23 protein-coding genes are annotated in these 24841 nt (G+C 64.2%); 9 read left to right on the plus strand and 14 right to left on the minus strand.

The features are described 5' to 3' along the window. Nucleotides 1-2 precede the first annotated feature (2 nt). Nucleotides 3-1751, minus strand: a complete 1749-nt coding sequence (locus C440_RS14645; protein ID WP_008321372.1) for a flippase activity-associated protein Agl23 — start codon at nucleotides 1749-1751, stop codon at nucleotides 3-5. A gap of 186 nt (nucleotides 1752-1937) precedes the next feature. Between C440_RS14645 and ribH the strand changes: the two genes are divergently transcribed. The 3 genes from ribH to C440_RS14660 all read left to right on the plus strand — a co-directional run bounded on the left by ribH (nucleotide 1938) and on the right by C440_RS14660 (nucleotide 4147). Further along, on the plus strand, nucleotides 1938-2342 hold the full coding sequence (gene ribH / locus C440_RS14650; RefSeq protein ID WP_008321373.1) for a 6,7-dimethyl-8-ribityllumazine synthase: 405 nt from the start codon (nucleotides 1938-1940) through the stop codon (nucleotides 2340-2342). Further along, nucleotides 2339-3493 (plus strand): pyridoxal phosphate-dependent aminotransferase, encoded by a 1155-nt coding sequence (locus C440_RS14655; RefSeq protein WP_008321374.1) that lies wholly within the window; start codon nucleotides 2339-2341, stop codon nucleotides 3491-3493. The genes ribH and C440_RS14655 overlap by 4 nt, the downstream gene beginning before the upstream one ends. A 216-nt stretch (nucleotides 3494-3709) precedes the next feature. Then, a complete protein-coding gene (locus tag C440_RS14660; protein ID WP_008321375.1) occupies nucleotides 3710-4147 on the plus strand; it encodes a type IV pilin in 438 nt (145 codons plus the stop codon). Between the two features lie 71 nt (nucleotides 4148-4218). On the opposite strand, the gene C440_RS14665 is transcribed toward C440_RS14660, so the two are convergent. From C440_RS14665 to C440_RS14675, 3 genes are read right to left on the minus strand one after another with little or no spacing between them, the layout of a single operon-like run. Then, complete coding sequence (locus C440_RS14665) at nucleotides 4219-5364, minus strand: ABC transporter permease (RefSeq protein WP_008321376.1); 1146 nt, start codon at nucleotides 5362-5364, stop codon at nucleotides 4219-4221. Then, a complete protein-coding gene (locus tag C440_RS14670) occupies nucleotides 5361-6026 on the minus strand; it encodes an ABC transporter ATP-binding protein (RefSeq protein WP_008321377.1) in 666 nt (221 codons plus the stop codon). The genes C440_RS14665 and C440_RS14670 overlap by 4 nt, the downstream gene beginning before the upstream one ends. Nucleotides 6027-6032: 6 nt before the next feature. Next, nucleotides 6033-7484, minus strand: coding sequence for a COG1361 family protein (locus tag C440_RS14675; RefSeq protein ID WP_008321378.1), 1452 nt, complete (start codon nucleotides 7482-7484; stop codon nucleotides 6033-6035). 303 nt (nucleotides 7485-7787) lie between these two features. Here C440_RS14675 and C440_RS14680 point away from each other — a divergent pair, with 303 nt between their 5' ends. From C440_RS14680 to rbcL, 3 genes are all read left to right on the plus strand, one after another. After that, entirely contained in the window at nucleotides 7788-9707 is a 1920-nt protein-coding gene (locus tag C440_RS14680) for a DEAD/DEAH box helicase (protein ID WP_008321379.1), read from the plus strand. A 42-nt stretch (nucleotides 9708-9749) separates the two neighbouring features. Beyond that, nucleotides 9750-10670 carry a sodium:calcium antiporter gene (locus tag C440_RS14685; protein WP_008321380.1) on the plus strand — a complete coding sequence of 307 codons (921 nt, stop codon included), beginning with the start codon at nucleotides 9750-9752 and terminating at the stop codon, nucleotides 10668-10670. A 96-nt stretch (nucleotides 10671-10766) separates the two neighbouring features. Next, complete coding sequence (gene rbcL, locus C440_RS14690; RefSeq protein WP_008321381.1) at nucleotides 10767-12011, plus strand: type III ribulose-bisphosphate carboxylase; 1245 nt, start codon at nucleotides 10767-10769, stop codon at nucleotides 12009-12011. 29 nt (nucleotides 12012-12040) lie between these two features. On the opposite strand, the gene C440_RS14695 is transcribed toward rbcL, so the two are convergent. Then, complete coding sequence (locus tag C440_RS14695) at nucleotides 12041-13714, minus strand: NADH-quinone oxidoreductase subunit D (RefSeq protein WP_008321382.1); 1674 nt, start codon at nucleotides 13712-13714, stop codon at nucleotides 12041-12043. A 96-nt stretch (nucleotides 13715-13810) separates the two neighbouring features. Here C440_RS14695 and C440_RS14700 point away from each other — a divergent pair, with 96 nt between their 5' ends. After that, nucleotides 13811-14473 (plus strand): helix-turn-helix domain-containing protein, encoded by a 663-nt coding sequence (locus C440_RS14700; RefSeq protein WP_008321383.1) that lies wholly within the window; start codon nucleotides 13811-13813, stop codon nucleotides 14471-14473. A 38-nt stretch (nucleotides 14474-14511) separates the two neighbouring features. Here the strand turns inward: C440_RS14700 and C440_RS14705 are convergent, their stop codons facing one another. The 8 genes from C440_RS14705 to C440_RS14740 all read right to left on the minus strand — a co-directional run bounded on the left by C440_RS14705 (nucleotide 14512) and on the right by C440_RS14740 (nucleotide 21171). Then, a complete protein-coding gene (locus tag C440_RS14705) occupies nucleotides 14512-15465 on the minus strand; it encodes a ribose 1,5-bisphosphate isomerase (RefSeq protein ID WP_008321384.1) in 954 nt (317 codons plus the stop codon). An 89-nt stretch (nucleotides 15466-15554) separates the two neighbouring features. Next, nucleotides 15555-17033 carry an AMP phosphorylase gene (locus C440_RS14710; RefSeq protein WP_008321385.1) on the minus strand — a complete coding sequence of 493 codons (1479 nt, stop codon included), beginning with the start codon at nucleotides 17031-17033 and terminating at the stop codon, nucleotides 15555-15557. 95 nt (nucleotides 17034-17128) lie between these two features. Continuing rightward, complete coding sequence (gene trxA, locus C440_RS14715; protein WP_008321386.1) at nucleotides 17129-17554, minus strand: thioredoxin; 426 nt, start codon at nucleotides 17552-17554, stop codon at nucleotides 17129-17131. Between the two features lie 174 nt (nucleotides 17555-17728). After that, entirely contained in the window at nucleotides 17729-18019 is a 291-nt protein-coding gene (locus tag C440_RS14720; RefSeq protein ID WP_008321387.1) for a DUF7521 family protein, read from the minus strand. A 1-nt stretch (nucleotide 18020) separates the two neighbouring features. Continuing rightward, nucleotides 18021-18395: a winged helix-turn-helix domain-containing protein gene (locus C440_RS14725; RefSeq protein ID WP_008321388.1), complete on the minus strand. Its 375-nt coding sequence runs from the start codon at nucleotides 18393-18395 to the stop codon at nucleotides 18021-18023. Between the two features lie 27 nt (nucleotides 18396-18422). Beyond that, nucleotides 18423-19769, minus strand: a complete 1347-nt coding sequence (locus tag C440_RS14730; protein ID WP_008321389.1) for an oxidoreductase — start codon at nucleotides 19767-19769, stop codon at nucleotides 18423-18425. Between the two features lie 41 nt (nucleotides 19770-19810). Beyond that, nucleotides 19811-20314 (minus strand): macro domain-containing protein, encoded by a 504-nt coding sequence (locus C440_RS14735; protein WP_008321391.1) that lies wholly within the window; start codon nucleotides 20312-20314, stop codon nucleotides 19811-19813. Between the two features lie 2 nt (nucleotides 20315-20316). Next, nucleotides 20317-21171, minus strand: coding sequence for an aldo/keto reductase (locus C440_RS14740; protein WP_008321392.1), 855 nt, complete (start codon nucleotides 21169-21171; stop codon nucleotides 20317-20319). 120 nt (nucleotides 21172-21291) lie between these two features. Between C440_RS14740 and C440_RS14745 the strand changes: the two genes are divergently transcribed. Beyond that, nucleotides 21292-21978 (plus strand): YqjF family protein, encoded by a 687-nt coding sequence (locus C440_RS14745; RefSeq protein WP_008321393.1) that lies wholly within the window; start codon nucleotides 21292-21294, stop codon nucleotides 21976-21978. Between the two features lie 54 nt (nucleotides 21979-22032). Here C440_RS14745 and C440_RS14750 read toward each other — a convergent pair whose 3' ends face one another. After that, on the minus strand, nucleotides 22033-24174 hold the full coding sequence (locus tag C440_RS14750; protein WP_049915899.1) for a S9 family peptidase: 2142 nt from the start codon (nucleotides 24172-24174) through the stop codon (nucleotides 22033-22035). 136 nt (nucleotides 24175-24310) lie between these two features. On the opposite strand from C440_RS14750, the gene C440_RS14755 reads away from it, so the two are divergent. Beyond that, nucleotides 24311-24772 carry a hypothetical protein gene (locus C440_RS14755; protein ID WP_008321395.1) on the plus strand — a complete coding sequence of 154 codons (462 nt, stop codon included), beginning with the start codon at nucleotides 24311-24313 and terminating at the stop codon, nucleotides 24770-24772. The last annotated feature ends 69 nt before the right edge of the window (nucleotides 24773-24841 follow it).

Below are 24841 nucleotides of genomic sequence, written 5' to 3' on the forward strand. Positions count from 1 at the left end.
ACTCAGCCCTGCGTCGCGTTCGCCCTGTCGAGGGCGTCCCGGTCGATGAAGACGACGGCGTCTTCGTTCCACAGCTTGAACGCGTGCTGTCGGACGACGTAGCCGTCGAGTTCGGGTTCGATTTCGTCGCGGTCCCAGTCGTAGGCGACGACGACCGGCGGCGGGTTCTCTAACGTCTTTGTGACGTTCGCATCCGGTGGGCTACTGGTTCGGTTCACGTTGTCCCCTTCGAAGTACCACGGAAGCGGGAGGCGGCTGTGCCACGATGGCCCGCGAAGCGGATGCGACTCGTTTGCGACGTAGAAGTGCGTCTCGTCGCTGTTCGGCGGGTTCGTCCCGTACAACAGCACGTCCGTGCCGCTGTTCGTGGCGGCCACGCGGCTCACGTCGTCGAGCGTCCCTTTGAGGTCGTTTTCGGGTTGTGCCCACTGGAGGACGACATCGTCCTCGCCGGTCGAGGCGTTCCAGTAATCGACGTTTGCGGCCGCGACGCCGCCGACGGACGCGAGCAAGACGACCGCCGCGAGACCGACGCCGACCGTGTCTTTCGACGCTAACGCGGTCATCCCGGAGCGGAAGACGAACGCGGCCCCGACCGCGGCCGGAATCGCCAACGGGACGACCGCGTGCACGACGACCCACGGGGCCTGAATGTCGGTCGCAAGCGGGTAGCCGAAGATGCTCACGACGCCCCAGTAGGTTGCGAACGCGACGAGCCAGCGGATTCTGTCGGCGACGACGCCGTAGCGGTCAACGACGATGCCGACGAGGGCGAAGACGATGAGCACCGGCGCGCCGTAGACGAACGTTTCGAGGAAGTCCTTCAGATACGGGAGGTAGTCGTGAGACTGGTGTCCGCCACCAACCCAACTGCTCACCGTCTCCGAGACCGCGCCGATGGTTCCGGCTTCGACAACGCCGAGCAGTGCGGTCGCACTGTCGAACGCGCCCCAGATGTCCGGGCGCGGCGCGTAGAAGAACACGAAGACGGTGACGAACGCGAGGAGCCCGCCGAGGACGCCGAGAACGAAGCGCGCGGCGCCGTTTCCGAAACTCCCCGCGCCGCGTTTACGGAGACTTGCCTTCCAGTTCGACGGAATCTCGGTGAAGAGGATGTCGCGTGGCGACCCGCCGGCCGAGGTGCGCGCGAGCAGTCGGTGGTCGAAGACGAGAAACGCCGCGCCGAGGAAACACAGGAGGTAGACGACGTAGTTCTCTTTTGCCGCCGCGCCGGTGGCAAAGGAGGCCCCGGCCGGGATGAGATACGCGAGGCGCCCTGTGTCGTAGGCGCGGACGACGAACCCGAGCGCGAAGACCGAGAATACCGCCACGAGGATGTCGTTGCGCATGAACCGCGAGTAGTAGACGAGAAGCGGGTTCGCCGCGAAGAAGACCGCGAGCGCGACCATCTCGTCGCGGCGGAGGTGCTTGCGGAAGAGCCACACCGAAAGCGGGAGGAGTCCGCCGACGACGGCGACCGGGAGGCGGGCGCTGAAGTCGGTCGCCGGAAGCACCGCGAAGATGTAGTCGTTTACCACCGGCAGAAACGGACCGTGGATTATCGGGCGGTACGCGAACTCGTTGGTCTCGTGATAGCGGAGAATCCAGTAGCCGACGCGCCCTTCGTCCCAATGGAAAATCCGGCCGCCGAGAGAGACCAGACGGACGAGGAGAGCGCCGACGACAGTGACGAGGAGTGCCAGGAGGGCACGGGACCGGGTCACCGTCTCGGTCCCACTGTCAGTACTCATGTCCACCCATCCCCGCGCCGGCAATACAACTGTTATGTTTGTGGGTCGGCGGCACGGTACTGCTCACCGGCGGCACGATGCTGTCTGTCTGGTTGTCTGTCGGCGGCGCGTCGTTCGTCCATCGCCGACGCGGGTAATTTCGGTGGGTGTCGGTAGTTCTTTTATCCGGCACGGGAAGGGTCGGCTATGGTCTCTCTCGGACTCGTAGTGGCCCGATTCAACTCGTCGGTCACCGACCCAATGAAAGAGGCGGCGCTCGACGCCGCCGACGAACGCGACGCCGAGGTCGTCGAGACGGTGCGCGTTCCCGGCGCGTACGACTCCCCCCTCGCGGCCGACCGACTCGCCCGACGCGACGATATCGACGCCGTCGCCGTCGTCGGCGCAATCGTCACTGGCGACACCGACCACGACAACGTCATCGCCGACGCGACGGCCAAGTCGCTGACGGAGGTCTCGTTGAACCGCGATACGCCCGTCACGTTCGGTGTCTCCGGACCGGGAATGAGCGGCGCTGAAGCACGCGAGCGCGTCAGCAAAGGTGCGGAAGCGGTTTACGCCGCGACTGATATGGTGGAGGCGTTGGCATGAACTTCGATTTCAGTGACCGAGTTGGGCGGGTCGAACCGAGCGCGACGCTCGCCATCTCGAACCTCGCAAGCGAACTGGAGGCGCAGGGCGAAGACGTCGTTGACCTCTCGGTCGGGGCACCGGACTTCCCGACGCCGGACAACATCACCCAAGCGGCGAAAGACGCGATGGACGCCGGACACACGGGCTACACCTCGTCGAACGGAATTCCGGAACTCAAGGAGGCAATCGCGGAGAAACTCTGCGGCAACGGCGTCGATGCCGAGGCCGACGAAGTTATCGTCACGCCCGGCGGCAAGCAGGCGCTCTACGAGACGTTCCAGACGCTCGTCGGCGACGGAGACGAGGTCGTCTTGCTGGACCCCGCGTGGGTCTCCTACGAAGCGATGGTCAAGCTTGCGGGCGGGTCCCTACAGCGCGTTGACCTCGCACAGCACGACTTCCGTCTCGAACCTGCGCTCGACGAACTCGCCGAGACGGTCTCCGACGAGACCAAACTGCTCGTCGTCAACTCGCCGTCGAACCCGACCGGCGGCGTCTTCTCCGACGCGGCGCTCGAAGGCGTCCGCGACCTCGCGGTCGAACACGACATCGCCGTCATCTCCGACGAGATTTACGAGCGTATCACCTACGACGGGTTCGAGCACACCTCGCTCGGCTCGCTCGACGGGATGGAAGACAGAACAATCACCATCAACGGATTTTCCAAGGCGTTCTCGATGACGGGCTGGCGGCTCGGGTACCTCCACGCTCCGTCGGACCTCATCTCGCAGGCCGGTAAACTGCACTCGCATTCTGTTTCCTGTGCCGTGAACTTTGTCCAGCACGCCGGCGTCGAGGCGCTCTCGGAGCGCACCGACGACTCGGTCGAAGAGATGCGCGAGGCGTTCGAGGCCCGCAGAGACATGCTCGTTGACCTCCTCGCCGAACACGACGTTGACGTTGCCGTCCCGAAAGGCGCGTTCTACATGATGCTCCCGGTCGATGACGACGACCAGGCGTGGTGTGAGGGCGCGATTCAGGACGCGAAGGTTGCGACCGTCCCCGGAAGCGCGTTCAACGCGCCGGGCTACGCCCGCATCTCCTACGCCGCCAGCGAAGAGCGGCTCCGCGAAGCCGTCGAGCGCCTCGCAGAGCACGACTACATCTGAAGCGGCCGGTCCGGCCGACTTTTTCAGCGACTCGACAACCCCGAGCGACCAGTAAATGAAACACGATTGAACAATATTCGTGACAACACTGTAATAATTGTTGTACTTTCTGTGGTTAGATTTATACACTTCCAAAACCAAATACCGGTAGCACATACCGGTTCACGTTACTGGGTTAGTGGGTGTGGGCCGAGTATGGTCGCAACAAAGCTAATTATGAAACTTAGACAATTCCTTTCCGACGAAGACGCGGTATCGCCGGTCATCGGCGTTATTCTGATGGTTGCCATCACGGTCATCCTCGCGGCGGTCATCGGGTCGTTCGTCCTCGGACTGGGCGACCAAGTAAACGAGACGGCCCCGCAGGCGAGCTTCAGCTTCGAATACGAGACAGGAAGCCCGAACAACCTGACTATCACGCACGAAAGCGGCGATGCGATTGACGCCGCACGAGTGACAATCGTCGGTGGCGGTCTCGACGCCAACTGGTCCGACGGAACCGGTTCAGCCGGCCAGATTTCCGCGGGCGATTCGACCACGTTCGACAGTGACGGTGACCTCGACGTTAGCTCAGGAGACACCGTTCGCGTCGTCTGGACTTCCCAAAGCGGAAGCACGTCCGCGACGATCCAAAGCTGGACCTACGAAGGCTAACTGAAGCGACTCGACGGAACCCGAACGGAGTCGGGTTTGGACTCTTTTTATCGGTCGACGCTATCGAACCGTCACTTCCGAAGCGCTTCTACCGGACGCTCGTTGGCCGCTTTCCACGCCGGATAGAGTCCCGAGAGGACGCTCGTTCCGACGCCGAACACGACGGCGAGGAAGATGTAGACGAAGTTCGCCGCTTGGAACGTCGAAAGCGGGTCGTTCAGGACGACCGCGTTGAGCACGACGCCCGCGCCGACCGCGAGAACCGCCCCGATGAGACCTCCGGTGACACCCAACAGTCCCGCTTCGGCGAGAATCATCCGAACCACGTCGCCGCGCTGGACACCGACGGCGCGGAGCACGCCGATTTCTTGACGTCGTTCGATGGTGCTCATGAGCATGACGTTGAGGATGCTGACGCCCGCGACGACGAGCGAGATAGAGCCGATACCGATGAGGAACGTGTTCAGGATGCCGAAAAACTGGTTGATTCCCGACGTGATGGTCTGAAGCTCGAAGACCGAAACCCGCTCTTCGCGGTCGTTTAACGACTCGCGGATGGCGACCGCCGATTCGTTGGCGGCCTGTCCGGACTCGGCGTTGACGACGACCTGCGAGTAGCCGGTTCCGTTGACATCGTCGAGAGGGACGACGACCGCGTTGTTCGGGTTGACGAGCGAGAGGCCCTGTTGTTGGGCGAGAACGGCGCTGACGCGGTAGGTCCGGCCATCGACCGAGATGGTGTTTCCGGGTTCGACGTCGAGTAGCGTCGCGGTTCCGGACCCGACGAGCGCATCCTTTCGGAGTCGGTCGGGGACGCGGCCATCCTCCGCTTCGTATATCGCGCCGGGGTTTTCCATTCCGTACACTGTCGCCACCGTCTGTCGGTCTCCGCGGCCGACACGAAGCGTCTCGGAGCGGACGGGGACGACCGACCCGTCGGTGACGGCGCGACGTATCTGATCGACGTCGCGGTCGGTCAACTCCTCGACGCCTTCCTGCAGGTTCGGCGAGATGCTGATTTCGTTCCCGATATCGCCGAGTTGTTGGGTCGCACCAGCTCGAAGCGTCGTCCCGAACATGCCGAGCGACGCGATTGCGAGGACGCCGATGATGATGCCGAGAACCGCGAGACTCGTGCGGATACGGTTCCGCGAGAGGTTCCGTCGGGCCATCAACAGCGCCGGCACGCGCCGAAAGAGGTCGTCGAGTGGACTCACTGAATCCTCCCGTCGATGAGTTCGACAGTTCTGTCGGTGTAGTTGCTGAGTTGCGGGTCGTGAGTGACCGCGATGACCGCGACGTCGTCCTCGCGGCGAATCTCGTCGAACAGGTCGAGGACACTGCGGCCGGTCTCTTGGTCGAGGTTCCCCGTCGGTTCGTCGGCGAGCAGAATCTGCGGTTCGTTGATGAGCGCTCGTGCGATGGCGACGCGCTGTTTTTGCCCGCCGGAGAGTTGGTCCGGTCGGTGGTCGAGACGGTCGCCGAGACCGACCCGTTCGAGCAACTCGGTCGCTCGGTCGCGGGCCGTCGGGTCGTCACCGAACAGCGTCGGCACTTCCACGTTTTCCAGCGCGGAAAGCGTCGGAATCAGATGAAAGCTCTGGAAGATAAAGCCGATAAATCGCTTCCGTTGGGTCGTCATCTCGCGGTCTGAGAGGTCGGTGACGTCCTGTCCGTCGAGGAGGACGGTTCCCTCCGAAGGCGTGTCGAGCAGGCCGAGCACGTTGAGCATCGTGGACTTACCGCTCCCGGAGGGTCCCATGACGGAGACGAACTCTCCCGGTTCGGCGTGGAAGTGCACGTCTTTGAGCGCCTCGACCACTTCGCCACCGGTGTCGTACCGCTTCCAAACGTCTCGAAGTTCGATAATGTTGGACATCTCGAATCAGCGCCGTCGGTACGCGTAGATACTGACGCCGACCACGACGAGGAAGGCGAGTAGCCCACCACCGACGAGAAGCGCCGACACGATGCCACCGCCGCCGTTGCCGCTGGCGTTCTGTTCTGGCACCCCGGACACGTCGGAAACGTCAACCGAGGTTTCGACGGTCCGCCTGCGTCCGTCGGCGAGATACGACACTTCGACGGGAACGCTCGTCACGCCGCCTTCGACGGCGGCGTAGAGGTCGAACGAGGCGAAGTCGCTCGCGGGGACGGTCCCGACGAAGTACTCCTTGTACGGTCGCGCGGGAACGACGCCCTCGGCCGGGACGACGCGGACGATGACGCTCTGTGCGTCGCTGAGACCGACGTTACTCGCGCTTCCCGAGATGTGGATGTCGCCTTCTTCCCGTTCGACGTCGATGCCAGTCAACTCGATTTGGCCGGGTGAGGCGGTGTAGTCGATCGTCGTTTCCGCCGTCCCGTCTCGACTGCCGGTCTCGTAGGAGGCGACGACGTCGAGCGTCGCGCGGTCAACCGAAGAGACGTTCAACAGAATCGTTCGGTCGGACTCGGGGGCGACGGTTCCGGCCGGTTTTCCGAGGACCGTCGTATCGTCGTCGCGGAGCGTGAGAACGAGGTCTTCGAGCGGTGCGTTCCCGAGGTTCGTCACATCGACGCGGACGGGTGGGTGTGCGCCCTCACCGAGCGTCGCGTCAAGACGGACCTCCTCGCGCAACGCTTCTGCGACGATAGGAGCGGTCGCCGTCACTGTTCGCGCGTTGCCGTCGGCGGTGGTGTACTGGAGACTCGCAACGAGTTCCGACTCGGCGGTCTCGGGCGCGACGCTGAACTGGAACGTTTGGGACTGTCCGGAGTCGAGTTTCGGAACGACCCGCGTGTCGTTTTTCACCGGCGCACTGTCGGCGCTGACAGAGAGTCGAAGGTTTCGAGCGACGGTGTCCTCACCGTTCGAGACGGTGACGCGAACCGGCGTGTCGGTGCCGATAACGGCGTCACCGACCTCGACGGAGACCTGTGGGCCGCCTTCGCGGACGCGGACGATGACGGGGTATTCGAGTCGCTGGACCTTACCGTCACTTCGGCCGACGACCGTCACCCGGAGATTGTAGGTTCCCGCGTCTTCGAGTCGCATCGAGAGCGGAACGCGAAGGTCGCTTCCGGGCGGAATCGTCCCGAGGTCTTCGACGCGAGCGAGGTCTTTCGAGTTGCCCGCAGACCGCACGTACATGTCGGTTATCTTGAGATTCGACGGGCTGTTTTCGGCGTTCTGGACGACCGTGACGAGCGAGAATCGCTCGCCGGGCGTGGGTTGTGCGGGCGAAATCGTGACGTCGTCGATGTAGGCGGTCGCCTCTGCTCCGAGGGCGGGGACCGGAATCCCGGCGAGAACGACGACGAACAAAAGCGCGACTGGGAGAGCACGGGTAGTCATATTGGATACTAGTATTGGTAAGAGTACTCAAATATCTGCCGCGCACGCGTTTCTCACGCCCCGGTTGCCCCGTTTTCCAGTATCAGTTCGGGGACGCTTCTCGCCGCGACGTGGCACGAGGGTGGGGTGGGAGTTCGGTTCTACGGGTGTTTCGAGCGCTCCGGGTACGTGCGGGTTCGACATACGACTGCGTCTCTGTCGGGAGCGCGTATAGACGGCACACGCGTTTCTCTCCGTCGGAAAGTCGTCGACGACGCCGGTCGGCGAAGAGATTTATGTGAACACGAACCCAGTGTGTGGCAGATGCGCGTGAACGACCTTCCGCTTCCGGCGGGCCTCGTCAAACACTACGAGTCGAACGGTATCGAGGAACTCTACCCGCCGCAGGCGGCCGCCGTCGAGGCAGGCGTCGCCGAAGGCGGCCGGGTCGTCGCCGCGATTCCGACCGCCAGCGGCAAGACGTTCATCGCTGAACTCGCCATGCTCACTGCCGACGGGCCGGCGCTCTACATCGTTCCGCTTCGCGCGCTCGCCCGCGAGAAATACGAGACGTTCGACGAACTGCCTGGCGTGAGCGTCGGCATCTCGACCGGCGACTTCGACGCCGCAGAAGACGACCTCGGCGACCACGACATCGTCGTCGCCACGAGCGAGAAAGTCGATTCGGCGATTCGAAACGGCGCGTCGTGGGTCGAACGACTCGCCTGTGTCGTCGTTGACGAGGTGCACTTACTCGGCGCACTCGGCCGCGGGCCGACGCTCGAAGTCACGCTGGCGACGCTCCAGCGCCGCGTTCCCGACCTCCAACTCGTCGCGCTCTCGGCGACAGTCGATAACCCCGAGGAAATCGCCGCGTGGCTCGACGCCGAACTCGTCGAAAGTACGTGGCGGCCGGTCTCTCTCAGGACCGGCGTCTACGCCGACGAATCGGTCGAGTTCGACGACGACTCGACGCTCGGCGTTGCGGTGCCGCCGACCGGCCCAAACGACGACGAGGCGACCGAAGCGGCCGTCGCGCTCGTCGCCGACGCGGTTGAAAACGGCGGCCAGTGTCTCGCATTCGTCCGCTCTCGGCGCGAAGCGGAAGCACTCGCTGACCGACTCGCGGACGAAGACCTCTCGCCCGCGCCCGACCTCGGGGACGAACTGGCTGAACTGGGCGGGACGACCACGGGGCGTCAGCTCGCCGAGTGCGCCCGGACCGGCGTCGGCTTCCACCACGCGGGATTGCGAAGTACGCACCGCGTCGCGGTCGAGAACGCCTTTCGAGACCGCAAACTCTCGGTTATCTGTGCGACGCCGACGCTCGCGGCGGGCGTCAACGTCCCGGCGCGCCGCGTCGTCATCCGCGACCAGAAACGCTATACTGGAGAGTCGATGGCGTGGATTCCGGTCCTCGACGTCCACCAGATGTGCGGCCGCGCCGGACGCCCGCACCTCGACCCGTTCGGCGAGGCGGTCCTCGTCGGCGACGGCGACACGAAAGCCGAACTCGTCGAGCGATACGTCACCGCCGACGCGGAGGCGGTCGATTCCCAGTTCGCCGACGAGGAGGCGCTTCGAACGCACGTGCTCTCTGTCGTCGCGTCGGGCTTTGCCGACTGTCTCGACGGCGTCGCCGACGTGTTTTCTGCGACCTACTACGCCCACCAGAACCCCGACGTTGACCTCGCGGAACTCGTCGGCGACGTGGTGGCCGACCTCGAATCCATGGAACTGCTCGCCGTCGATGGCGACTCGCTTTCGGCGACGACGCTCGGCGCGCAAACCTCCAGACAGTACGTCTCGCCGACGACCGGCGCGCGAATCATCGCTGGCGTGCGAACCATCGAGTCGATGTCGGACGAAAACGTGACGGCTCGGACCGCACTGGAAGTCGTCTGCGACACGCCTGACATGCTCGACACCTACCTCGGTAACCGCGAGCGGGCAGACATGTATCAGTACGCCCGGACCCACAGCGCGGAGTTCACCACGGCGATGCACGAGGCGGACCCGTTCGAGGAGTGGCTGACGGCGGTCAAGACCGCCCGCATCCTCCACGAGTGGACCGATGGCTCGGACATCGAAACCCTCGTCGAGCGCTACCGAATCGGCCCGGGCGACGTCGAATCCCGCGTCGAACGCGCCGAGTGGCTCTTGGGTGCGGCGGACGCGCTCTGTGCCGCGCTCGATACGGGCGTTCCCGAGTTCCGCGAAGTTCGGGCGCTGTTGTCACCCTGAGGGAGCTTTTAGGTCGTCTCGCGGAGAGGTTCATACAACGACATGTTCGTCGAGGTCGCGCTCTTCGTCGTCGGACTCGCCGCGCTCGTCTTCGGTGCCGACAGAGCGGTGACCGCCGCGGCCGAAGTCGCCCGTTTCTACGGCGTCTCACAGTTCTTCATCGGCGTGACGCTCATCTCCGTCGGGACGTCGATTCCGGAGATGACGACCTCGATCTACGCGGCCACCTACGGTGCTGGCGACCTCGTCGTCGGCAACATCATCGGCTCCGAGACCTCGCAAATTACCCTCGCCATCGGCATCGTCGCGCTCGTCGCGCCCATCGTGGCGAATCGGCGGGACGTGATGGTCTACGGCGGCGCGATGACCCTTGCGATGATTATCATGCTCCTCACGCTCGAAGACGGCGTGGTCCAGCGCTCCGAGGGCTTTCTGATGATGCTCGCGTACGTCAACTTCATCTACACGCTCTACACTAACGAGGGCGGCGAGGAAATCGCCGAGGAGATCGTCGAAGAGGAAGCAACACCCGAACGCGGACTGCCGCGTGTTCTGTTCGGCTTGCTTCTCGTCGTGGTCGGCGGGCAGGTGATGGTGACAAACGGCGTGGCGCTGGGCCGACTGGTCGGCATCTCGGAGTACCTCGTCGGGTTTCTCACCGGTCTCGGAACGACGGCTCCCGAAATCGTCGTCGCCAGTATCGCCGCCAAGGAGGGTCGAAGCGGCATCTCCGTCGGGTCGATTCTCGGAAGCAACATCACGGACCCGGTGTTCTCGCTCGGCATCGGTGCGCTGGTCGCGGACGTGGTGGTGACGGACCTCACGTCGGTGACGTTTTCGGGGCTATACATGCTCGTCGTCTCGCTCGCCGTCTTGGCGCTGTTCTACTGGCGGGAAGGCATCGACCGTCGCGCGGCGATACTCTGTCTCGCGTTGTACCTTCCGACGTTCGTCGTGCTGTGATTGCCGGCGAACAACTCGAACCGTGTTCGTTCGCACTCTCCCCTGAAAACCGCTTCGGGATGCCGTTTTAAGCACTGTGGGGGCGTAGGCGAGGCTATGGGTATCACGTACGAAGACTTCCTCGACCTCGACTACGAACCGACTTCCGAGGACCTCGTTTGCACCTTCCGTATCGACCCCGCGACGGGCATGTCAACGGAGGCGGCCGCGAGTCGCGTCGCGTCGGAGTCCTCAAACGGAACGTGGGCGGCGCTCCAGACCGGTGCAGACTTCACCGACATGGGCGCGACGACCTTCGCTATCGACGGCGACAGTATTCAGGTCGCCTACCCAACCGGGCTGTTCGAACCCGGCAACATGCCGCAGGTGCTCTCCTGTATCGCCGGGAACATCATGGGGATGAAGGCGGTCGATAGCATCCGCCTCATGGACTGCGAGTGGCCCGAGTCCGTCGTCTCGTCGTACCCCGGGCCGCTTTACGGGTCGTCGGTCCGCGAGGAGGTGTTCGGCGTCAGCGACCGCCCAATCACGGCGACGGTGCCAAAGCCGAAAGTTGGTCTCTCGACGGCCGCACACGCGCAAGTCGGCTACGACGCGTGGGTCGGCGGCGTGGACCTGTTGAAAGACGACGAGAACCTGACCGACCAAGCGTTCAACCCCTTCGCCGACCGCCTCACTGAGTCGCTGTCGCTCCGCGACGATGCCGAAGACGAGACCGGCGAAAAGAAATCGTATCTCATCAACGTCACCGCCGACACCCAAACGATGCTTGACCGGGTTGACGAAGTGGCCGCACAGGGCGGTGAGTACGTGATGGTTGACATCATCACTGCCGGGTGGGCCGGTCTCCAGACCGTCCGCGAGCGCACCGAAAAACACGGTCTCGCAATCCACGCCCACCGCGCCATGCACGCCGCCTTCGACCGACTGCCGACTCACGGCGTCTCGATGCGGGTGCTCGCACAGATTTCGCGGCTCTGCGGTGTGGACCAACTCCACACCGGGACCGCCGGACTCGGAAAACTCGCAAACGAGGATACCGTCGGTATCAACGACTGGCTACGACGCGACCTCTACGGCGCGAACGACGTGCTTCCGGTGGCCTCCGGCGGTCTGCACCCGGGACTCCTGCCCGACTTGCTCGACGCGACGGGGACGAACGTCTGTATCCAACTCGGCGGGGGAATCCACGGCCATCCCGACGGCACCAAAGCGGGCGCAGTGGCGCTTCGGTCGGCCATCGACGCCTACGTCGAAGGGACGTCGATTACCGAGGCCGCCGACGAAACGCCCGAACTCGCGGTCGCCCTCGACAAGTGGGGCACCGAGACGCCACGATAGTCCCGGACTGACCGCTCCGAGCCGTTTTTTCAACGGTCAACTTCGCCCATAATCGCGTCCAGACTCCCGATTGCCGCGATGAGGTCGGGGATGTGTTCGCCTTCGGCCATCTCCGGGAGCGCCTGCAAGTTCGAAAACGACGGGCCGCGAATCTTGAAGCGCGCCGGCTTGTCGGTGCCGTCGGCGCGGATGTAGATTCCGAGTTCGCCTTTCGCCGCCTCGACGGCGCGATAGACCTCTGTGTCTTCGTCCGGCTTGAGCGTGCGCGGCACGTTCGATTGGAGCGTGCGCTCGCTTTCCGGCCAGTCTTCGAGTAAGTCGAGACACTGGTCGATTATCTTCGCCGACTCCTCGACCTCGCGCATCCGCACGAGCAGACGCGAGAAGTTGTCACAGCCGTCTTCGACGACGACGTCCCAGTCGAGTTCGTCGTAGTAGCCGTAGGGGTCGTCTCGGCGGAGGTCGTAATCGATGCCGGACCCACGAGCGACCGGGCCGGTGACTCCGTACTGCTTTGCGACCTCGGGTGGCAACACCCCCGTATCGACCGTCCGAATCTGGAGTATCTCGTTCGCCGTCAGCAGGTCGTGGTACTCTTCGAGCCGTTCGGGGAGACCGTCGAGAAATTCGCGCGCCTTCTCGAAGAACGCCGCGCGCGGTTCGGGGAGGTCCCACACGACGCCGCCGAGTCGGAAGTAGTTGAACATCAACCGCTGGCCGGTGAGGTCTTCGAGGATGTTCTGGACGAGTTCGCGGTCCCGCATCGCGTACATGAACGTCGCGGTGAAATCGCCGGTGATGTCGAGAGCGTACGCGGCGAGCGCGAGCATGTGCGAGAGGATGCGACTCAGTTCGGCGGCCATCGTCCGGAGAACCTGTGCGTACGCTGGAACGTCGATATCGGCTAGCGCCTCCGCGGTACGGGCGTACGCCCACTCGTTCAACAGTCCGCCGCCGCCCCAGTCCCAGCGGTCGGGATACGGCATGATTTGGTGTCGATAGGTCCCCTGCTGGCACATCTGCTCTTCACAGCGGTGGATGTAGCCGATGTCGGGTTCGACGTCTACGACCTGTTCGCCGTCGAGTGCGACCTGCAAGTGCAAGACGCCGTGGGTCGCGGGATGGTGCGGGCCGATGTTGAGTAGCATCGTGTCCCGCCCGTCACGTCCGTCTTCGTGGAGCGGGTTCGCGTTCTCGTCGTACCGGACTATCTGCGGGCGGTTCTGTTCGTAATCGAGACCCAGCGGATGGCCCTGCCACGTCTCGGGGAGGAGGATACGGCGGAGGTTCGGGTGGTCTTCGTACTGGATTCCCACGAGGTCGTACGCCTCGCGTTCGTGCCAGTCCGCGGTCCGAAACACTGGCGCGGCGGACTGGCTCACCGGGTCCGACCGGGCCGTCGGGACGACGACGCTCACCTCTCGGGTCGGGTCGTCGTAGGATTTGAGGTGGTAGATAGACTCGTAGCGGTCTTCGTACTCCTGTGCGGTCACACACGAGAGGTGGTCGTAGCCGAGTTCGTCGCGGAGCGTCGTCAGCGACGACTGTACCTCGTCCGGTCGAATCTCGATTGCCGGCGCGTGGACGTGGTCATCGACGGTGAGGACGGCGTCGCCGAGTGCTCGTCGCAGTGCGTCTATCGACGCTTGTCGGTCGCCGTCGTCGTCGCGCTCTCGTCTCGCAGGCGGGCGTTCGAGTGACATAGCGAGTAGTACGCAACTGTTCGCCCGAAACCGGGTTCGGCGTTCTGCCTCACAGGTGTGGTCGATTTTTATACCCACATCGGACTACATCGACTCATGAAATCGGTCGGACTGCGACTCACGCCCGACGAGGACCACATCCATCCGATGCACGAGTTCGTCGTCGAACACGAGGGCTTCGAACGGACCAAGTTGCATCACTGGAACCCGACGATGGGCGAGACGAACACCATCGTCTTCGAAATCGTCGGCTCCGACATCGATGCCTATCAAGCGGCGCTCGAAGCCACGCCGACGGTTCTGTCGTCCGAAGTGGCGCAGATGCCGGGCGACTCCTTTTTCATCGTCGTCAAAGAGCGACTGGACGCCGCGGGCGCGCGCCAAACGACGGCGTTCACGCAGGACGGTCTGGTCGTCGTCCCGCCGGTCGTCTTCGAGGGTGACGGAACGATTTCGGTCACCATCGTCGGCACTGACGCCGCCTTACAGTCGGCGGTTGACCAAACGCCGGGCGACATCGACATCGAAGTCAGAAAGGTGCGCGAGTACACCGGGCCGGGAGACTTCACGCCGGCGTCGTTGTCGCCGCGCCAACGCGAGGCGGTCGAGGCCGCGGTCGCGTGCGGGTACTACCACGAGTCGAGAGACGGGTCCGTCGCGGACGTGGCGACGCAACTGGACTGTTCGACCGGAACGGCCGCAGAACACCTCCGGAAAGCCGAGATGAAGGTCATGTCAGCGGTCGTCGAAACCCAGTAGGGCGGCGATGCACCGCGACTGAGCGGACCCCACCGCCCTCAGGGTTCGGCCCACGGTTCGGTCGTTCCCTCGCCGAACAGTTCGCGCATCAGGATGACGATGCTCTCCGGTGGGAACTGCCCGCGCTCGGTGACGATTGCATCGACGTAGCGCGGCGGCGTCACGTCGAACGCGGGATTTCTGACCGTCGGGTTGCCGAGTTCGGCGAGCGTGTCGGCGTCAAGTATCTCTTCGGTGTCTCGCATCTCGATATCGACGGTGTGGCCCGTCAGCGTGTCGGGGTGGAGTTTGAGCGTCTGTGCGGCGACCATGATAGGCGTCCCGCGGTCCCGGGCGTTGACGGCGAGTCCGCTCGTCCCGATTTTGTTGATGACGCTCCCGTCGGCCGCGACGGCGTCCGCGCCGACGAGTACGTGGTCTACGTCGTTGAGGTAGCGCCGGGCCGCCGAATCGACGACGAGCGTGACGGGGACCCCCATCTCGTGGAGTTCCTGCGCGGTGATGTGACCCTGATTCCGGGGCCGCGTCTCCTTGACGATGGCCTCGATGTGCTTTCCCTGTTTGACCGCGGCTTCGACGCACGCGAGGGCGTCCGTCGAGTGACAGTGGGTCATGATGGTGTCACCGTCGCGGAGGCGGTTCGCGCCGACCTGTCCGAGGTCCGCTTGCGCTCGTTCGAGTCGGTCGCAGAACTCGTCGGCCGATTCGACGACGTTCTGTCGTAGTCCTTCGACCGTCGTGTTCGACATACCGCGGAGGACGTACCGGAGCGCGTTGGGGAGGCTCACCGCCGTCGGACGCGTCTCGTAGAGCGTCCGCGCGGCGGCGCGGAGTTCTGATTTGAACGCCTCGGGCGTGTCGGCGTCGCTCGCCGTGGCCTGTCTCCGAAGCGCATGCGCGGCCGCCTCTGCGATGGTCGCCGCGCCGCGAATCTCCATCGTGTCGATTTCGTCCGCGGTGTCTCGAACCGCGGCGTGTACGCGCTCTTCCATGCCGGTAGCTACGCCCGTGGGATGCAAAAAGGGTCGCCGCGGCGGAACGCGGGTACGCGGGTGAAGGCGGTTCCGGCGGTTCCGGCGGTTTAGATTCGCTCGACGAGCGCCTCGTCGGGGTGTCGAACCCGAATCATTTCGACGCGTTCCAACAGGGCGACGGCGTCGGCGAGTTTGTCCGTCGATTCCGCGTGGACGGTGGCGAGCAGTTCGTCGGTCGTGGTCGTCTCGCCGACGCCGCGGTGGAGTTTGAGTCCTGCCCCGTGGTCTTTCGGCGCGCCGGCCCGTCTGGCGACTTCGTTGACCAACCGGTTGTTGATGTGCGTCACTACGCCGTCGCGGTCGGCGTGGACGGGTTGGGTGTGGCGGCCGGGCGAGAGGTCGGCGATTTCGACGCCCGGGTCGCCGTTCTGCGCGGCGAGTATCTCTCGGAACGTCGCGTCGGCCGCGCCCGAATCGAGGAGTTCCTCGGCGTCGGCATCGACGCCGACCGATTCGAACAGGAGGTCGGCGAGTCGAATCGCCTTCAGGCGCAGGTCGTTCGGACCGTCGCCGTCGAGTGTGGCGAGCACTTCGCGCGCTTCGAAAACCGGGCCGATAGCCGTGCCGACGGGCGCGGACCCGTTCGTGATGGCGCATTCGGTCGTCATTTCGAGGTGGTCGCTCACGCGGTTGAAGTCCTCCGCGAGTTCGCGCGCTTCCGCGAGGCTTTCGACCTTCGCGCCCTCGCCGTACGGGATGTCGATGACGATGTGGGTCGAACCGGCGCTCTTTTTCTTCGAGAGGACGGAGGCGATGAGTTGGCCCACGGGGTCGAGCGAAAGCGGCGTCTCGGCCCGGATAATTTGGTCATCGACCGGCGAGAGGTTCACCGCGCCGCCCCAGACGAGACAGCCGCCGGTCGTCTCGACGATTTCCCGAATCTCGCCGATGGAGAACTCGACGTCGCAGAGGACCTCCATCGTGTCGGCGGTTCCGGACGCCGAGGTGACCGCCCGCGACGACGTTTTCGGAATCTTCACTCCCGCGGCCGCGACGATGGGGACGAGTATCGGCGTGATTCGGTTCCCAGCGACGCCGCCGATCGAGTGCTTGTCGGCGATAATCTCGTCGTCCCACGAAATCGTCTCGCCGATGTTCGCCATACACGACGTGAGGTGCATCGTCTCTTCCATCGACAAGCCGTTCGTGTACATCGCAGAGACGTACGCGCCGAGTTCGATGTCCGCGAGTCGCTCCTCGTAGATGTCGCGGACGATACATTCGAGTTCCCGGCGTTCGAGTTCTATGTCGTCGAGTTTCTTGCGGATGTAGTAGACCGAGTTGGGTTGCGGCGCGACCGACACCGTAACCGTGCCGTCGATGTGCCCGAGACGACGCGTCACGCCGAGTGTTCCCTCCGGGATGAGTTCGTCTGTCAACTCCACGATGCCGATAGTCGTCTTCCCGTCGCGTCGCAGTTGGATGCGTTCGAGCGCGTGCACCCCGAGTTCCGCGGCGTCGGCCTCGTTGAGGAGGACTGTCGGCGCGCGCGTCCCGATGTCGATTGATTCGGCGACCAGTTCCATACTAGATAGTAAGATATGAGAGGCATAAACAGACACGAATCGAGGGGTGGCGTGGTTCGATCCCGAAAAACCGAGAACCGAATCAGTCGTCTCGCTTACGCGAGGTGCGAGTCGATGAGACCTTTCAGGTCGTCGTAGCCGCGGACGCCGACGATCTGTTCGACCGCTTCGCCGTCGGCGAAAAGAACCATCGTCGGTACGCCGCGGACCTGATACTGTGCGGCGAGTTCCTGATTCCGGTCAACATCGACTTTCGCAACCGCTGCCTCCGTGTTCGCCGCGAGCTTTTCGACCGTCGGTTCGAGCATCTTGCACGGACCACACCAGTCCGCGTAGAAATCGGCGAGCACGACGTCGTGGGACGAAACGATATCACCGAGTTCGTTCGACCCGTTTACGCCGACGGGCGAGTTGGGTGCAGACTGTGTCTCTTCCGCAGAAGTGCCGCCATCGACGCGAGCCTTCGATTCGAGCTGTTCGCGTTTCTGTTTCCGGATTTCGGATAGTTCGTCGTCGGACATACCTACTGGTACCGGCCGCACGGTAATAACAGTTTTGTGTATTTTGAACAATAGCAACTCGAAGTCTCAGCTGGGTTGGTCGCGGCAGACCCACCCGTTGCTAGCGAACGTGGGTTCGAGAGTCGATGTGGCTGAAAACGGGACTCGGGCGGTTCACATCGGGTGGCGCGGTGGCTACTCGACGTAGAGCGAGTAGGTGATGACGGCGAACCCGAGGAACGTCAGTATCGAGTCGATGAGGACGCCGGTTGCAAGATCGACGGAGAGAAGCACGTCGGACGCGCCGGCGAGCAGTGCACCGGTGGTGATGATGCCGAATCCGATTGCTAAGGCTCGAAGCGCCGGCGAGCCGGTGTTACGATACGCCTTGAAACTGAAGTAAGTGATGAGACCGCCGAGGACGAGAATCCCCGTCTTGACGATGATGATGAACGTGGCGACTGTGGGTGATGCGGTGTGTACCATATTACGTCTCCTTTCGGACTTGCGACCAGATGTCCGCGATTCGTTCGTCTGGCGACTTTTCGGGGCGACCGACGGCGACGTCGAAGTCTCGGTCCTCGTTGAGACCGATTCGAACCTCGTCGAAAGAGACCTCGTAGGTCGTCGCGTGGTGGCCGTCCGACCGAATCTGTGTCCCCTCCGAGAGAAGGCCCGCGTCGGTTAGTAAATCCAACTTCCGGTACGTCGTCGAAAGGGGAATATCACACGTTTCTGAAATTTCACTGGCCGTCATGGGTTCTTCGAGTCCTCTAATGATGGCTCGTGCGTCCGCGTCGTCGAGCGCGTTGAGCACCGCCGTCAGTTCGGCCGACTCCATCGCGGACCGGTCGCGCGCCATTACCCCGAGACTCTGTGAGGGACTTATTTAACCCTCTGGGTCACCCTTGGTTTCGCCAGCGTTTTCAGAGGTTCTAACGTACTCGCCCTGCTTTTTGAGCCGTCCTGCGCGAGACAACACCGTGGGCGTGCGACAGACGCCGCCCGCACCGGTCACCTGCGGGACGGCGCAGTTGTTGCAACTCTCACAGACGACGCGCACGTCTCGTTCGGTCTCGCGTCCGAGGAGCCGCGCCGGGAGTTCCGGCTCCGCGTAGAAGGGCCGCGCCATCCCGACGGCGTCGCAGGCGTCGCCGAGCAGTCGGTCCATCTCGCCACGCTCTCGAATGCCACCCTCGCAGAGTACCGGGACCGAAACGACCTCGCGGACGCGACGACACAGCGCCGCGTTCCACGCCGGGTCGAAATCGTACCACGCCGCTTCGAGTCGGTTCCCGAGTTCGACGAGTCGCGCCCGGAGCGGGCCGCCGAACGCCGCGGCGTAGCCGTCGCGGAATCGCTCGTCGTCCCACGCGCGGGCCGGAAACGACCCCCGAACGATGCTCGCGTCCCAAAACACCGACCCCGAGACCGGAACGAGCGCGTCGTACCCGGCGTCGTCCAATCGACGACATATCTCAACCGTCGCATCTTCGGTCAGGTGACGACGGATGCCGGGAGGTGCGGCCGTCTCTGCGGGCACTTTCGTCATCAGGGGCACGTCGCCCGCCCGCGCTCGGATTTCGTTGGCGACGACTTCGAGGAACCGAACGCCGTCGCCGAACTCGTCGTCGCGGTGGTTGTAGAACGGCGAGAGGAACTGGTGGATGATACCCATGTTCGCGCCGGCGAGGTGGACGATGTCGTAGCCGGCGTCGGTCGCCATCGCCGCGGCGCGCCCGAAGTCGGCCGCGAGGTCGTACACCTCCGCGGTCGTCATGACGCGCGCGTCGTAGTCGAGAAAGCCGAGACGGTCGAGCAGTCGGAGGAGTCGCGGCGGGCGCGACACGGCGAGTTGCCGGAGCGCCGGATGCTCGCGCCGGTACTCGGCATGCCACGTCTCCATGCTCCGGAGACCGCCGTGTTCCAACTGAATGGCGATGGCGGCGCCGTGGTCGTGAACGGTCTCCGTCACTGCCTCCAACGAGGCGACGAACTCCGGGTCGGCGACGCGGGTCATTCCCGGCGCGGCACACCCGCCCGTCTCGCGGACGATTGTCGCACCCTGACAGACGAGACCCGCGCCGGCCCGCGCGGCAGGTTCGAGTTCCGCGGCGAGGCGGCCCGGCGCGTCCGGTCCGGACCCCGCACATTCGAGGAGCGGCGCGCGGTACAGCCGGTTTCGAAGCGTCACCCCGCCGATTTCGACCGGGTCATCGAGCCGTGGGGAGGCCATACGTGACCAAGGGGTTGGGGCGACGTAAATCGACGCGCGGGCTAGGCAGTTTCCGTGGCAACCCGCGAGACCGTGTCGAATTCGTCGTCGTCGTAGGCGACGAACCGAACCTCGCGGAGCGACGCCGGGTCGAACGTGCGAATCGTCTCGCAGATGATTCGCGCGCCGTCTTCGAGGTCGAATCCGGCAACACCACAGCCGAGCGCGGGAACAACGAGCGATTCGCAACCGCGGTCGTCGGCGGCTTCCAGCGCGTTGCGGGTCGCATCGCGGATGCTCTCGGCTGTCGCCTGCCCGTCGCCGTAGTGGGGCATCGCCGCCGCGTGAATCACGACGTCGGCGTCGAGGTCGAACGCGTCGGTGACGGCGACGTCGCCGAGTTCGACCGGTCCCTTCGCCATCGCCGCCTCGTTCAACTCCGGGCCGCCACCCCGACGGAGCGCGCCGGCGACGCCGGACCCCATCCGGAGACTCGTTCCCGCGGCGTTGACGAGCGCGTCGGCCGATTGCGCGGCGATGTCGCCGCGGACGACGGTGAACTCCATCGTTACGAGTCGAGCGCGGCCATATCCTCGTCGTCGAGGTCGATGTGTGAGGCCGCGATATTGTCTCTGAGATGCGCGACGCTCGACGTGCCCGGAATGGGAAGCATCACGTCGGAGCGGTGGAGCAACCACGCGAGAGCGACCTGTTGTGCCGTCGCGTCGTGTTTCGTTGCGACGGCGGCCACGTCGTCCGCCTTGTCACCGAGGTCGCCGCCGCCGAGCGGGAAGTAGGGGATAAAGCCGATACCGTGTTTCTCGCACGCGTCGATGACCGCCTCGTCCTCGCGGGTTGCGACGTTGTAGTGGTTCTGTACGGTTGCAATCTCGACGATATCGCGTGCTTCGTCGAGGTGTTCAACCGAGACGTTCGAGAGACCGACGTGTCGAATCTGGCCGGCGTCTTTCAACTCCGCGAGGGCGTGAACGGAGTCTTCGAGAGAGACGTCAGGGTCCGGGTCGGGACAGTGCAGTTGATAGAGGTCGAGTGTATCCGTCCGGAGTCGGTCGAGACTCCCGAGAACCGCGTTGCGAAGGTAGTCCGGGTCGGCCCGTGGAATCCAGTCGCCGTCGGTGTTTCGGAGGAAGCCACCTTTCGTCGCAACCACGAGGTTGTCGGGGTAGGGTGCAAGCGCCTCGCCGATGAGTCGCTCCGAGACGCCGGGACCGTAGGAATCCGCCGTGTCAATGAAGTTGATACCGCGCGCGAGGGCCTCGTGGAGGACCTTTCTCGCGTTCTCCTCGTCGTCCGGCGTTCCGATAATCTGCTCGCCCGTGATTCGCATCGCGCCGAAGCCGAGCCGACGGACCGTCAGTTCCCCACCGATGTCGAACGTGCCGCTTGCGTTGTCGAGGCTCATACAATTTTGATTGATTCCCAACAAGATGGTCGTTTCGGCGGGCGGTGTGCCGTCGAGACGGCGGCACCGTTCGTCTCGAACCGCCGAAACCCACTCCCTGTGTGGGTTCGTAGGGCCGGTATGGACCTGCTTTCGATGCGCTGGCGGCACACGCTGTTCGCACACTGGCCCGTTGCCCCCGCGGTCGTGGACGCGCATCTCCCGGACCAACTCTCGGTAGCGACCGCCGACGGGTCGGCGTGGCTCGGCGTCGTCTCGTTCGACATGGTCGATATTCGTCCGCGCCGGTCACCCATCGGCTTGGCGTTTCCCGAGGTGAATCTCCGAACCTACGTCGAACCCACCGACGGCGGCGAGAGGGGCGTCTACTTCTTCACGCTCGAAGCCGCGGACCGCCTCGGCGTGTCGATGGCTCGATTGGGGTATCGGCTCCCGTATCACTACGCGTCCATGTCCGCGACCGAACGGGGTGAGACGGTCGAATTTCGGAGCTATCGCGCGCCGGCCGACGACTCGCCGGGTGCGCGGTTCGAAGCAACCTACCGGCCGACGGACGAGCCAGAACGCGTCGAACCGGGGTCGCTCGCCGCGTTTCTCATCGAGAACTACCGCTTTTACACCGACGACTGGCCGGTCGTCATCGGCGTCATCGACCACGACCCGTGGCCGGTACAGGACGCCGCCGTCGAAATCGAGGCGAATACGCTGTTCGAGGCCTGCGGCTTCGAACACCCCGGAGGTGACCCGCTCGTCCACTACGCGCGAGACCTCGAAGTCACCGCGAAGCCGCCGGCGATTCTTCACTGACGAGCCGGGCGGCCAGACAGCGGTCGCGTCGCAGACCCCGCGTCGGAGTCGGCTTCAGTCGTCGCTCTCCGTGGCCGGGTCGTGGCGGTCGTACCAGTCGAGAATCGCTTCGAACCGGTGTGTCGCGCGCTTGGGGTCCGTGATTCCGTGGTGTTCGTCGGGGTAGACGACGAGTTTGGCATCGACGCCCTGCGCCTTGGCGGCGACATAGAGCTGTTCCGACTGCGTCGGCGGGCACCGCCAGTCCTGCCCACCGGCCATGACGAGAAGCGGCGTGTCGATGTGTTCGGCGTCAGTGAGCGAGGAGGCGGCGTCGAACGTGTCCGGGTCTTCCCACGGGCGGCCGAACTCGTGTTCGTTCCAGAGGCGACTGTCACCGGTCCCGTAGTCCGAAGCGAGGTCGTAGATACCGTGTTCCGGGACGGCGGCGGTCAGGAGGTCGGTTTGGGTCACGAGGAAGCCCTGTGCGATACCGCCGTACGAAAAGCCGTACCCGAAGACGCGCTCGGCGTCGGTCCACCCGCGCTCGGCGAGAGATTCGACGCCCGCGGCGATGTCATCGACTTCGACCGTTCCCCACTGCCCGTGGAGTTCTTCGGTGAATGTACGTCCGTAGGAGGTTCCGCCGCGGTAGTTCGGCCGGAAGACGAGATAGCCGCGCGACGTGAAAAGCGAGTGTTCGAATTTGAACTCGGGTTCGTCGTAGGACATCGGCCCGCCGTGAATACCGACGACCGTCGGACGTGGGTCGGGGTCGTCGAAGTCGAAATCGGCGGGCGCGTAGACGATGCCTTCGACCTCCCACCCGTCGCTTTCGAACGTAACTCGCGTCGTCTTCGGTATCTCGTACTCGTCGGTGAGTTCGGTGTTGAGCGCAGAGAGCCGAACGAACGACTCGGCTTCCGTCTCGTCGGCCGCGTCGATGTCGTCGAGCGAGAGGCCGTAGATGTCCCAGCCGTCGGTCGGGTCCGAGACGAGGACCGCCGCGCGGTCGCCCGCGATGGAGAGCCGTTGAATGGCGCGCAAATCCCCCTGCGCGTCGAACACGCGTTCGGGGGCGTCGGCGCGGGGGTCGAGGCGGACGAGTCTGGACCGGCCCTCGTCGGCGACGAGCGCGTACAGTTCGTCGTCGGAAGCCCACTGCGGTTGTGCGAACCACGCGAGTGTCCGGTCCAACGACGCCGAGAGCGTCCGGGTCTCGTCGGTTTCGAGGTCGGCCACGCGAACCGTTTGCGGGATATAATAGTTCGTCGGGTGGCCGACCTGAAACGCGAGTTGCGTCCCGTCGGGTGACCATTTCGGCGACCGACATACGTACTCGCCGTCGGTCAACTTCTCCACGTTCGCGCCGTCGGGGTCAGTGACGAACACGTCCTGAACGAGCGTGTCGTCGGGTTCGTCGGCGTCGCACGTGACGTACGCGATTCGGTCGTCGGGTCCCCACGCCGGTTGCAGACCGCCAAGGTCGGCGAACGCGCCGGCCGCCGCCGCGTCGTCCAATCGCTCGGTCTCGCCGGTGTCGATGTCAACCACGAACAGGTAGGTCGTCACCGTGTCGGTCCAGCCGACGCCGTCTATCTTGTGTTGGAGGCGCTCTGTCTCGATTGGGCCGCCGTCCTCGCGTTGGTCGAGATACGCTCGTTCTTCGTCGGTCGGGTCGCGGGCGGAGACGACGAGACGGTCGCCGTCTGGAGACCAATCGAACTCCGAGATGCCCTCGTCGAAGTCGGTGTACTGTGTCGGGTCGCCGCCGAGTTCGAGGTCGAAACACCACACCTGCGACTTCGGGTCGTCGGACGCAGACGCCGCGTTCGCGTCGTCGCTGTCGTCGTCCGATACGTCGCCGCCCGTGTTCGCGTCGTCGTCTGCGTTCGCATCGTCGTCCGCGCTCGTTTCGGCTTCTGGGTCGGCTTGTCGCCCGACGCGACGCGAAACGTCCTCGTCGCGGGTGCCAATGAACGCGAGTCGATTTCCGTCCGATGACCACTTCGGCGACGACGCCCCCGGCAGACGTGTCAAGCGGTGGGGTTCACGAGAGCCGTCCGCAGGGACCACGTAGAGCGACGACAGCCGTTCGTCTTCGGCGGGGTCTGACTCCGAGACGACGAACGCAATCCAGTCGCCGTCGGGTGAGATTGCGACTTCCGACGGCATCGAGAGGTCGTAAAACGCCTCTACTGGAATTTCATCTGACATGAGTGGTAGGCTCTCATCCCACAAAGAAATATGTTTGCGTCGGCGACCCCGCTGTCGGTTTTCGAGACTGAGACGGAGTTCGAACGGCCGACCCGAAGGTGAAACCTTCAAGCATCGCTGAACTAACCCGACGAACATGGTACTCATCGATACTATCATGGCGACAGTTCACCTGCTGGTCGGGGGACTGTGGACCGGGAGCGTGCTCTTTTTCGCGCTTGCCGTGCTTCCGACCGCCCGCGCAGGCGACATTCGCGCCAGTGTCTTCGAGTCGATAACGTCCCGTCTCACGACGTGGTCGCGTCTCGCGTCGGTCTTGATGTTCGCAACCGGTGGCCACCTCGCCGGGAGTCGCTACACCGTCGGGAGCCTGTTCGGGTCGGGTCGCGGCCACCTCGTCCTCTCGATGCTCGCGCTCTGGCTCGCGCTCACCGGTCTCGTCGAAGTCGGCCGTGCGCGAGCGAAAGACGGGATTGCCGAGAAGAAAGTTCGTACGCCGGCCGAAAACGCCGCTCCGTTCTACCTCGGAGCCACCGGCGCCGCCGTCCTGTTGCTCGTGGTCGCCGGACTCCTCCTCAACCCGGGGCTTCTCAACTGACTATTGACGCCTCAATAGACTATACATAGCTACCTCATAAAATATATATTTTGTACGATATGTTTATTT

Source organism: Haloferax mucosum ATCC BAA-1512, assembly GCF_000337815.1.
In the GTDB taxonomy this organism is placed as follows: Archaea; Halobacteriota; Halobacteria; order Halobacteriales; family Haloferacaceae; genus Haloferax; species Haloferax mucosum.

What these genes read in the sequence shown, in the direction of transcription:
- C440_RS14645 (WP_008321372.1), bottom strand. Translation starts at nt 1,751, where the DNA reads ATGAGTACTGACAGTGGGACCGAGACGGTGACCCGGTCCCGTGCCCTC.
- ribH (WP_008321373.1), top strand. Translation starts at nt 1,938, where the DNA reads ATGGTCTCTCTCGGACTCGTAGTGGCCCGATTCAACTCGTCGGTCACC.
- C440_RS14655 (WP_008321374.1), top strand. Translation starts at nt 2,339, where the DNA reads ATGAACTTCGATTTCAGTGACCGAGTTGGGCGGGTCGAACCGAGCGCG.
- C440_RS14660 (WP_008321375.1), top strand. Translation starts at nt 3,710, where the DNA reads ATGAAACTTAGACAATTCCTTTCCGACGAAGACGCGGTATCGCCGGTC.
- C440_RS14670 (WP_008321377.1), bottom strand. Translation starts at nt 6,026, where the DNA reads ATGTCCAACATTATCGAACTTCGAGACGTTTGGAAGCGGTACGACACC.
- C440_RS14675 (WP_008321378.1), bottom strand. Translation starts at nt 7,484, where the DNA reads ATGACTACCCGTGCTCTCCCAGTCGCGCTTTTGTTCGTCGTCGTTCTC.
- C440_RS14680 (WP_008321379.1), top strand. Translation starts at nt 7,788, where the DNA reads ATGCGCGTGAACGACCTTCCGCTTCCGGCGGGCCTCGTCAAACACTAC.
- C440_RS14685 (WP_008321380.1), top strand. Translation starts at nt 9,750, where the DNA reads ATGTTCGTCGAGGTCGCGCTCTTCGTCGTCGGACTCGCCGCGCTCGTC.
- rbcL (WP_008321381.1), top strand. Translation starts at nt 10,767, where the DNA reads ATGGGTATCACGTACGAAGACTTCCTCGACCTCGACTACGAACCGACT.
- C440_RS14695 (WP_008321382.1), bottom strand. Translation starts at nt 13,714, where the DNA reads ATGTCACTCGAACGCCCGCCTGCGAGACGAGAGCGCGACGACGACGGC.
- C440_RS14700 (WP_008321383.1), top strand. Translation starts at nt 13,811, where the DNA reads ATGAAATCGGTCGGACTGCGACTCACGCCCGACGAGGACCACATCCAT.
- C440_RS14705 (WP_008321384.1), bottom strand. Translation starts at nt 15,465, where the DNA reads ATGGAAGAGCGCGTACACGCCGCGGTTCGAGACACCGCGGACGAAATC.
- C440_RS14710 (WP_008321385.1), bottom strand. Translation starts at nt 17,033, where the DNA reads ATGGAACTGGTCGCCGAATCAATCGACATCGGGACGCGCGCGCCGACA.
- trxA (WP_008321386.1), bottom strand. Translation starts at nt 17,554, where the DNA reads ATGTCCGACGACGAACTATCCGAAATCCGGAAACAGAAACGCGAACAG.
- C440_RS14720 (WP_008321387.1), bottom strand. Translation starts at nt 18,019, where the DNA reads ATGGTACACACCGCATCACCCACAGTCGCCACGTTCATCATCATCGTC.
- C440_RS14725 (WP_008321388.1), bottom strand. Translation starts at nt 18,395, where the DNA reads ATGGCGCGCGACCGGTCCGCGATGGAGTCGGCCGAACTGACGGCGGTG.
- C440_RS14730 (WP_008321389.1), bottom strand. Translation starts at nt 19,769, where the DNA reads ATGGCCTCCCCACGGCTCGATGACCCGGTCGAAATCGGCGGGGTGACG.
- C440_RS14735 (WP_008321391.1), bottom strand. Translation starts at nt 20,314, where the DNA reads ATGGAGTTCACCGTCGTCCGCGGCGACATCGCCGCGCAATCGGCCGAC.
- C440_RS14740 (WP_008321392.1), bottom strand. Translation starts at nt 21,171, where the DNA reads ATGAGCCTCGACAACGCAAGCGGCACGTTCGACATCGGTGGGGAACTG.
- C440_RS14745 (WP_008321393.1), top strand. Translation starts at nt 21,292, where the DNA reads ATGGACCTGCTTTCGATGCGCTGGCGGCACACGCTGTTCGCACACTGG.
- C440_RS14750 (WP_049915899.1), bottom strand. Translation starts at nt 24,174, where the DNA reads ATGTCAGATGAAATTCCAGTAGAGGCGTTTTACGACCTCTCGATGCCG.
- C440_RS14755 (WP_008321395.1), top strand. Translation starts at nt 24,311, where the DNA reads ATGGTACTCATCGATACTATCATGGCGACAGTTCACCTGCTGGTCGGG.